Source organism: Pseudomonas sp. CM27, from assembly GCF_013179515.1.
Classification (GTDB): domain Bacteria; phylum Pseudomonadota; class Gammaproteobacteria; order Pseudomonadales; family Pseudomonadaceae; genus Aquipseudomonas.
The window spans coordinates 1-8,544 of record NZ_JABMCN010000255.1; the positions used below are offsets into that span (position 1 = coordinate 1).

Consider the following 8,544-nt stretch of genomic DNA (forward strand, 5'->3'; position numbering starts at 1 on the left):
ATCACCACGTCGACGTCCTTCAGGCCTTCGGCAAGGTCGGTGTAAACCTTCACGCCGTACTGCTCGATCCCGATCGGGATCAGGGTTTTCGGGCCGATCACGCGGATGTCCGGGCAGCCCAGCGCCTTCAGCGCCAGCATGTCGGAACGGGCCACGCGCGAGTGCAGGATGTCGCCGACGATGGCTACCGAGAGGTTCTCGAAGCTGCCCTTGTGGCGGCGGATGGTGAGCATGTCGAGCATGCCCTGGGTCGGGTGCGCATGACGGCCGTCCCCGCCGTTGATCACGGCCACGTCCGGGCATACGTGCTCGGCGATGAAGTGCGCAGCGCCGGAATCCGAGTGGCGCACGACGAACATGTCGGCGGCCATGGCTTCGAGGTTGCGCAGGGTGTCGAACAGCGTTTCGCCCTTGCTGGTCGAGGAAGTCGACACGTTCAGGCTGATCACGTCGGCCGACAGGCGCTGGGCCGCCAGTTCGAAGGTGGTACGGGTACGGGTGGAGTTCTCGAAGAACACGTTGCACACGGTCTTGCCGCGCAGCAGCGGGACTTTCTTCACGGCCCGGGCGCCAACTTCCAGGAAGGAATCGGCAGTGTCGAGGATCTCGGTGAGCAGTTCGCGGGGCAAACCGTCAAGCGAGAGGAAGTGGCGCAGCTGGCCCTGATCATTGAGCTGCAGCGGGCGCTTGGCGTCGATTGGCGTCATCGCGGGGGACTCTTAAAGGGCGGAAGCGGAGGCGAGGTCCTGGCGCTCGAGGGCGAGCGGTGCGGGTCCGGTCAATTTTACCCGTTCATGGGCAGCCAGCGACAGGGTGGCACCGAGCACATTCGGGCGAATTGGCAGTTCGCCGGCATCCAGGTCCAGCAGGCAGACCAGGGTGACGCTGGCCGGGCGGCCATAATCGAACAGTTCGTTGAGCGCGGCGCGAACGGTGCGGCCGCTCATCAGCACGTCATCCACCAGCACCAGGTGCTGGCCTTCGACCTCGAACGGCAGCTCGGAAGGGCGCACCTGTGGGTGCAGGCCGTTCTGGCTGAAGTCGTCGCGGTAGAACGAAACGTCCAGGGTACCCATGGCACTGGTGTCGCCCATGGCTTCCTGCAGGGCCTGGGCAACCCAGACGCCGCCGGTGCGGATGCCGATGTAGCGCGGCTCGCTGATATTGCGGCGGGCCAGGTGGGCACGAAGGTCGACAGCCATCTGCCGAACCAGGTCGGCGGGATTGGGTAGGCTCATTGCGGGCTCCTCGGAGGGGGGCGCCGGGTGGGGCCCGGCGGCAAAGATGATCAGGTATTGGCCTCCAGCCAGCCTTGCAGCAACAAGGCGGCGGCGATGGCATCGACCGGGTTGTCGCGGTAGCTGCCGCGCTGGCCGCCACGGGCCATGCGCTCGCCCTTGGCCTCGAAGGTGGTCAGGCGTTCATCGTGGGTGTGCACGGGGAGGTTGAAACGGCCATTCAGGCGGCGGGCGAACTTTTCGGCGCGGGCGCTCATTTCGCTGGGCGTGCCGTCCATGTTCAGCGGCAGGCCGACGACAATGGCGTCGGGCTTCCATTCGGTAATCAGCTTTTCCACCTGGGCCCAGTCCGGTACCCCGTTCTGTGCCTTCAGGGTGCACAGCTCGCGCGCCTGGCCGGTGATTACCTGGCCCACGGCCACGCCGATCTGCTTGCTGCCGTAGTCAAAACCCAGCAGCAGGCGCAGCTCTTGAGGTAGCTGGGCCATCAGGCGTGGCCCGCCTGGCTGGTCAGCAGGTGCAGGTTGATGCCCAGGCTGGCGGCCGCGGCCTCCAGGCGCAGGTCGCTGGCTACGCCGAAGATGATTTCAGGGTCGAACGGGCAGTTCAGCCAGGCGTTGTCGGCCAGCTCGGCCTCCAGTTGGCCCGCTTCCCAACCCGCATAGCCGAGGGTGATCAGGCTCTGTTTCGGGCCTACCCCGGCGGCGATGGCCAGCAATATGTCTTGCGATGTGCTCAGCGACAGCCCTTCCAGTGCCACGGTGGCCTGGAAACTGCACTCGTCGCTGTGCAGCACGAAGCCACGGTCGGTCTGTACCGGGCCGCCCTGGTAGATCGGCACCTGCAAGGTGCTGGCCGGGGGCGCTTCGTCCGGGCGCAGCTGCTCGAGGATGTCCGCCAGGCTCAGTTCCTGCGGCCGATTGACCACCAGGCCCATGGCGCCATTGGCGTTGTGCTCGACGATGTACGTGAGGGTCTGGGCGAAGTTCGGGTCGGCCATGTGCGGCATGGCGATCAGGAACTGATGCTTGAGGTAGCTCGGCGTGAGGGTTTTCATGGGGGATAGTGTGGCGCCCAGTTACGAGGCTGACAAGGTGCGCAACGAGGCTTGCGCGATCACTGTGGGAGCGGCTTTAGCCGCGAAGGCGTCCGACCAGGCGACATCATTGCCTGATCTGGCGCATTCGCGGCTAAAGCCGCTCCCACAGGGGGATGTGCAGGCCTTGGATCAGTTACTGGACAAACGGTCGCCACGGGCAAACCGCCAGGTGCGGATGATTTCCAGCCGGTCGAATTCGGCCAGGTCGCCGGTAAACGGTGCAAACGGCGCCGCCAGCCTAACGATGCGCTGCGCCGCCTGGTCCAGTACCGCCTGGCCGGACGACTCCAGCACCAGCACCTCGTACAGCGAGCCATCGCGGTTGATCGACACCATCATGCGCAAGTTGCCGTAGATCTGCTGCCGGCGAGCTTCGTCGGGGTAGTTCAGGTTGCCCACCCGCTCAACCTTCTTGCGCCACTCTTCCTTGTACCAGGCACCCTTGTCGCGCATGGTCGACGCCGCATTCAGGCGGTGGATGCGGGGGCGTTTGGCGTAAAGCTGCTGCTCGTTCGACAGCTCTGCTTCCAGGCTGGCGATCTGGCTGGACAGCTGCGAACTGTCGAAGTCTGGCGCTGGCGCGGCCGGCTTGGGCTGTGCCTTGCTTTCCTTGGGCTTGGGCTCGACCTTGTGCGGCTTGGGTGCCGTGGTCACCACCGCCGATTTTTGCGGCGCAGGCGGCGGTACTACCTCGGGCCTGGCCGCAGGCGGCGGGGTGATCTTGTTGATCTTGCTGTCCTGGAACGGCGCCAGCTCGGTGGTCTTGGGCACTGCCTTCTTGTCCAGGGTACCGCTGCCCTGCTGGTTGTCCTGCGCCTGGAAATCGGCCTTCTCGGGCGGTTTTTCGCTCTTGAAGGTGGCCAGGGTGATGTCCATGGTGTGGCGGATTTCTGCCGGCTTGACCACGGTGAAACCGACACCAAGGATCAGCGCCAGGTGCACCAGTGCAGCCAGGAACAGGGTAAAGCCAAGCCGGTCCACCGGGCGAACTCGGGGCGGCAGCAGGTCGGCAGGGATGTCAGCGGGCAGCGTCATCGGGTATCCAGCAACCGCAGGGCGGGGCTGCGGGTCAGGTCATCAGGACCCGCATCATACCCCACTCTGGGAGTGCGCCGCGCGTTGCCGGTCAGCGCGCCTGCAGCTGTCGATCAATGGCGTCCATCAACTTGCCGCCAATGTCGGTGTTGAACGCGTTGTCGATTTCGCGAATGCAGGTCGGGCTGGTGACGTTGATCTCGGTGAGGTAGTCGCCGATCACATCCAGGCCCACGAACAGCAGGCCCTTTTCACGCAGGGTGGGGCCCACCTGGGCGGCGATCCAGCGGTCACGCTCGCTGAGCGGGCGCGCTTCGCCACGGCCACCGGCAGCCAGGTTGCCACGGGTTTCGCCACTGGCCGGGATGCGCGCCAGGCAGTAGTCGACCGGCTCGCCGTCGATCATCAGGATACGTTTGTCGCCGTCCTTGATCGCCGGCAGGTAGGCCTGGGCCATGATCTGCTGGGCACCCAGTGCGGTCAGGGTTTCGAGGATGACCGACAGGTTGGGGTCGCCCGCCCGGTGGCGGAAGATCGAGGTGCCGCCCATGCCGTCCAGTGGTTTGAGGATCACATCGCCATGCTGCTCGGCGAACGCGCGGATGATGTCCGGGCGACGGCTGACCAGGGTAGGCGGGGTGCACTGCGGGAACAGCGTGGCAAACAGCTTTTCGTTGCAGTCACGCAGGCTTTGCGGTCGGTTGACCACCAGTACGCCGTCTTTCTCGGCCTGCTCCAGCAGGTAGGTGCTGTAGACGAACTCCATGTCGAAGGGCGGGTCCTTGCGCATCAGGATCACATCCAGCTCGGCCAGGGTGCTGTCCTGCTCCTCGCCCAGCTCGAACCAGCGTGCCGGGTCGGCGAACACTTTCAATGGGCGCATGCGCGCGCGGGCCTTGCCTTCGCCCTGGTACAGGTCGCGCTGCTCCATGTAGAACAGGCTCCAGCCGCGCGCCTGGGCGGCCAGCAGCATGGCCAGCGAACTGTCCTTCTTGTAGGAGATGGACGCGATGGGGTCCATGACAATGCCGAGGCGAACGCTCATGGGGTGGTTCCTCTTGGCGGCGGGTGGCCGCGATGGTTCGAAAGAAAAGTGGCTCAGGGTGGCGCCGCGAACGCCGCTGGTCAAGGGGCGCCGCAGATGGAACGGGCACCCGGAGTGTGCTAAAAATGCAGCTGCAAGCCTTTGGCTACAAGCCTCAAGAGAACAGCAGTCACCCGCCGATTGGCCTTCTCCTGAAGCTTGCCGCTTGCCACTTGCAGCTAAATTCCCACTGGTAGGCGTCTATGGAACAACCCCTGAAGGTGATGGTGATCGACGATTCACGCACGATCCGCCGCACCGCGCAGATGTTGCTCGGTGAAGCGGGCTGCGAGGTGATCACCGCCAGCGATGGCTTCGATGCCCTGGCCAAGATCGTCGACCACCGGCCAAGCATCATTTTCGTCGATGTGTTGATGCCGCGCCTGGACGGTTACCAGACCTGCGCGGTCATCAAGCACAACAGCGTTTTCAAGGACACTCCGGTGATCCTGCTGTCGTCCCGCGACGGCCTGTTCGACAAGGCCCGTGGCCGGGTGGTCGGCTCTGATCAGTTTTTGACCAAGCCGTTCAGCAAGGAAGAGCTGCTCGAGGCGATTCGCGCTCACGTGCCCGGTTTTGCCGCACCTCAACAACCCGCACCCTGACCGCGCCCCGCCATGGCACGGTCTTTTCTTTCCTGATGGGGAAACAGCATGGCCCGAGTTCTGATTGTCGACGACTCGCCGACAGAGATGTACAAACTGGCCGAATGGCTTGAAAAGCACGGTCATCAGGTGCTCAAGGCCAGCAACGGCGCCGATGGTGTGGCCCTGGCGCGCCAGGAGAAGCCGGACGCGGTGCTGATGGATATCGTCATGCCCGTGCTCAACGGCTTCCAGGCGACCCGGCAACTAAGCAAGGACCCGGAGACCAGCAACATTCCCGTATTGGTCGTTACCACCAAGGACCAGGAAACCGATCGCATCTGGGCCAAGCGTCAGGGCGCCCGCGGTTTCGTGACCAAGCCGGTGGAAGAAGACGACCTGATAGCCAAGCTCCAAGAAGTGCTGGGGGCTTGACCACCCGCCCGCATGGCGCGTCGCTGACCGCGTTCGAGTTGCTGCTGGACATCGACCGCCGCTGTCGCCTGCTGGTTGCCGACCAGCCGCCGCAGGACAACCGCCTGCAGCAGTGGAGTGGTATCGGCTTTCGCATTGCCGGGCAGTGGTTCGTCGCGCCCATGGGCGAAGTGGCCGAGGTGCTGCGCGAGCCACGCAGCAGCCGCGTCCCCGGCGTGCAGCCGTGGGTGTGCGGGGTCGCCAACCTGCGCGGCCGGCTGCTGCCGGTGATGGACCTGAGCAGCTTTTTCGGCCTGGGCCACGTCGCTCCCGGCAAGCAGCGACGGGTGCTGGTGCTGGACCACGAAGACCTGTTCGTCGGCTTGCTGGTAGACGAGGTGCTGGGCCTTCAGCACTTCGCCCTGGACAGCCTGCAACTGTCGCCACCCCAGCCGTTGATCCGTGCTGCTGCACGCTTCGTGCAGGGGCATTTCCCCCGGGAACGCAACTGGGCGATCTTCAGCCCCTTCGCCCTGGCCCAGGCGCCGGGTTTTCTCGATGTGGCGTTATAGGACCTGCGAACGTGAACAAGCCTGCAACCCCCGTCACTGCGACCACCGTCAGCCCACGTACCCGCAGCATCGCGCAGATCACCGTGCTGTTCCTGATCCTGATCCTGTCGATCATGCTGCTGTTCGCCAACTTCGCCTACCTGAACACCCAGTCCAACTACGACAAGCAGTACATCGGCCATGCCGGCGAATTGCGCGTGCTGTCGCAGCGCATCGCCAAGAACGCCACCGAGGCCGCCACTGGCAAGGCCCTGGCCTTCAAGCTGCTGTCGGATGCGCGTAACGATTTCGAGCGGCGTTGGGGCTACCTGCGCCAAGGTGACAAGTCCACCGGCCTGCCGCCCGCGCCGCCTACGGTGCGTGACGAAATGGAAGCGGTGCGCCGCGACTGGGAAAACCTGCGCAAGAACACCGACACCATCCTGGCCAGCGAACAGACCGTGCTGTCGCTGCACCAGGTGGCGGCAACCCTGGCCGAGACCGTGCCGCAGTTGCAGGTGGAGTACGAAAAAGTGGTCGAGATCCTGCTGCAAAGCGGCGCCCCGGCCAACCAGGTAGCCGTCGCCCAGCGCCAGCTGTTGTTGGCCGAGCGCATCCTGGGCTCGGTCAACACCGTGCTGGCGGGCGACGACAGCGCGGCCCAGGCGGCCGACGCCTTTGGCCGCGATGCCGGGCGCTTTGGCCAGGTACTGGAAGGGATGCTCAGCGGCAACGCGGCAATCCAGGTGACCCGCGTGGAGGACGCAGACGCGCGTGCGCGGCTGGCCGAAATTGCCGAGCTGTTCCAGTTCGTCGCAGGCTCCGTGGACGAAATCCTTGAAACCTCGCCAGAACTGTTCCGCGTGCGCGAGGCGGCGGGGAATATATTCAGCTTGTCGCAGACCCTGCTCGACGAGGCTTCGCACCTGGCCAACGGTTTCGAGAACCTGGCCGGCGGCCGCACCCTCGACACCGTTGGCGGCTACGCGCTGGGCCTGCTGGCGTTGGCATCGATCATCCTGATCGGCCTGGTGATGGTGCGCACCACCAACCGCCAGCTGCGCGAGACGGCGGAAAAGAACGAACGCAACCAGCAGGCGATCATGCGCCTGCTCGACGAAATCGAAGAACTGGCCGATGGCGACCTGACCGTGACCGTATCGGTGACCGAGGACTTTACCGGGGCCATCGCCGACTCGATCAACTACTCCGTGGACCAGCTGCGCGACCTGGTTGCAACCATCAACCACAGCGCCGTGCAGGTCGCCGCCGCCGTGCAGGACACGCAGAACACCGCACGCCAGCTGGCCAAGGCCTCCGAGCACCAGGCCGCGCAGATCAGCGAGGCGTCCGAGGCGGTCGGCGACATGGTCGAATCGATCGACCGGGTTTCGGCGCATGCCTATGAATCGGCCAAGGTAGCCGAGCGCTCGGTGGCCATCGCCAACAAGGGCAACGAGGTGGTGCACAACACCATCAACGGCATGGACAACATTCGCGAACAGATTCAGGACACCGCCAAGCGGATCAAGCGCCTGGGCGAGTCTTCACAGGAAATCGGCGATATCGTCAGCCTGATCGACGACATTGCCGACCAGACCAACATCCTTGCCCTTAACGCTGCGATCCAGGCCTCGCTGGCCGGTGAGGCCGGCCGTGGCTTTGCCGTGGTCGCCGACGAGGTGCAGCGCCTGGCCGAACGCTCGTCGTCGGCCACCCGGCAGATCGAGGCGCTGGTGCGCACCATCCAGGCTGATACCAACGAGGCGGTGATATCCATGGAGCAGACCACCGCCGAAGTGGTCCGTGGCGCTCGCCTGGCCCAGGATGCCGGGGTGGCGCTGGCCGAGATCGAGGGGGTATCGCAGAACCTCGCCGACCTTATCCACAGCATTTCCGACGCCGCCCAGTTGCAGACCTCCTCGGCTGGGCAGATTTCCCACACCATGGCGGTGATCCAGCAGATTACCGCACAAACCTCCGCCGGCTCCGGCGCCACTGCCGACAGCATCCGCCACCTGGCCCGCATGGCCAGCGAGATGCGCCGTTCGGTGTCCGGTTTCACCCTGCCGCCACCTGCAGAGCCCAAATGAAGAGCTCGACCGAAACGCCGCGCCCGGCAATGCCCATTGCGTTGGCCAGTGTAAGCCCCGAGCGCCACGACACCGTGGCGCTGGCCTGGACCAAGGCCGCCATCCTCGATTGCCTGGGCCAGGCGCGTCAGGCGCTGGAGCGCTTTGCCGGCGAGCCGGGCGACCTGTCGATGCTCGCCTTCGTGGTCGACAACCTGCATCAGGTACACGGCTGCCTGCGCATGCTCGAATTGCGCGGCGCAACGCGGCTGGCCGAGGAACTTGAACTGTTCGCCAAGGCCCTGGCCGACGGCCAGGTCAGCCCGCGTGGTGACTGCCTGGGCGCGTTGTTCCGCGGCCTGGAGCAACTGCCTTCGTACCTTGAGCGCCTGCGCGGTGCGCGCCATGACCTGCCTCTGGTCATGCTGCCGCTGCTCAACCAGCTGCGCACCTGCCGCGGCATCGAA

11 protein-coding genes are annotated in these 8,544 nt (G+C 65.1%); 5 read left to right on the plus strand and 6 right to left on the minus strand.

Annotated elements, in window-relative coordinates; all coding sequences use genetic code 11:
• The 6 genes from HP547_RS24365 to gshB form a co-directional block, all read right to left on the minus strand.
• On the minus strand, window positions 1–707 hold a 707-nt coding region (locus tag HP547_RS24365; protein ID WP_172287912.1), incomplete at its 3' end, for an aspartate carbamoyltransferase catalytic subunit.
• Between the two features lie 12 nt (window positions 708–719).
• Window positions 720–1,238, minus strand: a complete 519-nt coding sequence (pyrR, locus tag HP547_RS24370) for a bifunctional pyr operon transcriptional regulator/uracil phosphoribosyltransferase PyrR (protein WP_172229799.1) — start codon at window positions 1,236–1,238, stop codon at window positions 720–722.
• A gap of 50 nt (window positions 1,239–1,288) precedes the next feature.
• Complete coding sequence (ruvX, locus tag HP547_RS24375) at window positions 1,289–1,726, minus strand: Holliday junction resolvase RuvX (protein ID WP_172229796.1); 438 nt, start codon at window positions 1,724–1,726, stop codon at window positions 1,289–1,291.
• Window positions 1,726–2,295 carry a YqgE/AlgH family protein gene (locus HP547_RS24380; protein WP_172229793.1) on the minus strand — a complete coding sequence of 190 codons (570 nt, stop codon included), beginning with the start codon at window positions 2,293–2,295 and terminating at the stop codon, window positions 1,726–1,728. Before HP547_RS24380 ends, ruvX begins: the two co-directional genes overlap by 1 nt.
• A gap of 171 nt (window positions 2,296–2,466) precedes the next feature.
• The gene (locus HP547_RS24385; protein WP_172287915.1) at window positions 2,467–3,372 is read right to left on the minus strand and encodes an energy transducer TonB; all 906 of its coding nucleotides are present in this window, start codon (window positions 3,370–3,372) and stop codon (window positions 2,467–2,469) included.
• A gap of 91 nt (window positions 3,373–3,463) precedes the next feature.
• Window positions 3,464–4,417, minus strand: a complete 954-nt coding sequence (gene gshB / locus HP547_RS24390; RefSeq protein ID WP_172232121.1) for a glutathione synthase — start codon at window positions 4,415–4,417, stop codon at window positions 3,464–3,466.
• A gap of 242 nt (window positions 4,418–4,659) precedes the next feature.
• Here gshB and HP547_RS24395 point away from each other — a divergent pair, with 242 nt between their 5' ends.
• The 5 genes from HP547_RS24395 to HP547_RS24415 all read left to right on the plus strand — a co-directional run.
• The gene (locus HP547_RS24395; protein WP_172232118.1) at window positions 4,660–5,061 is read left to right on the plus strand and encodes a PleD family two-component system response regulator; all 402 of its coding nucleotides are present in this window, start codon (window positions 4,660–4,662) and stop codon (window positions 5,059–5,061) included.
• Between the two features lie 48 nt (window positions 5,062–5,109).
• Window positions 5,110–5,475 (plus strand): twitching motility response regulator PilH, encoded by a 366-nt coding sequence (pilH, locus tag HP547_RS24400; protein ID WP_172232115.1) that lies wholly within the window; start codon window positions 5,110–5,112, stop codon window positions 5,473–5,475.
• Window positions 5,472–6,026, plus strand: coding sequence for a chemotaxis protein CheW (locus HP547_RS24405; protein WP_172232112.1), 555 nt, complete (start codon window positions 5,472–5,474; stop codon window positions 6,024–6,026). The genes pilH and HP547_RS24405 overlap by 4 nt, the downstream gene beginning before the upstream one ends.
• Window positions 6,027–6,094: 68 nt before the next feature.
• Entirely contained in the window at window positions 6,095–8,098 is a 2,004-nt protein-coding gene (locus HP547_RS24410) for a methyl-accepting chemotaxis protein (protein ID WP_372242921.1), read from the plus strand.
• A partial coding sequence (locus HP547_RS24415; protein WP_372242920.1) for an Hpt domain-containing protein occupies window positions 8,095–8,544 on the plus strand: 450 nt, incomplete at its 3' end. The genes HP547_RS24410 and HP547_RS24415, both read left to right, overlap by 4 nt.

Excerpts from the sequence above, each read along its gene's own strand:
- pyrR (WP_172229799.1), bottom strand. The coding sequence starts at position 1,238 with ATGAGCCTACCCAATCCCGCCGACCTGGTTCGGCAGATGGCTGTCGAC.
- ruvX (WP_172229796.1), bottom strand. The coding sequence starts at position 1,726 with ATGGCCCAGCTACCTCAAGAGCTGCGCCTGCTGCTGGGTTTTGACTAC.
- HP547_RS24380 (WP_172229793.1), bottom strand. The coding sequence starts at position 2,295 with ATGAAAACCCTCACGCCGAGCTACCTCAAGCATCAGTTCCTGATCGCC.
- HP547_RS24385 (WP_172287915.1), bottom strand. The coding sequence starts at position 3,372 with ATGACGCTGCCCGCTGACATCCCTGCCGACCTGCTGCCGCCCCGAGTT.
- gshB (WP_172232121.1), bottom strand. The coding sequence starts at position 4,417 with ATGAGCGTTCGCCTCGGCATTGTCATGGACCCCATCGCGTCCATCTCC.
- HP547_RS24395 (WP_172232118.1), top strand. The coding sequence starts at position 4,660 with ATGGAACAACCCCTGAAGGTGATGGTGATCGACGATTCACGCACGATC.
- pilH (WP_172232115.1), top strand. The coding sequence starts at position 5,110 with ATGGCCCGAGTTCTGATTGTCGACGACTCGCCGACAGAGATGTACAAA.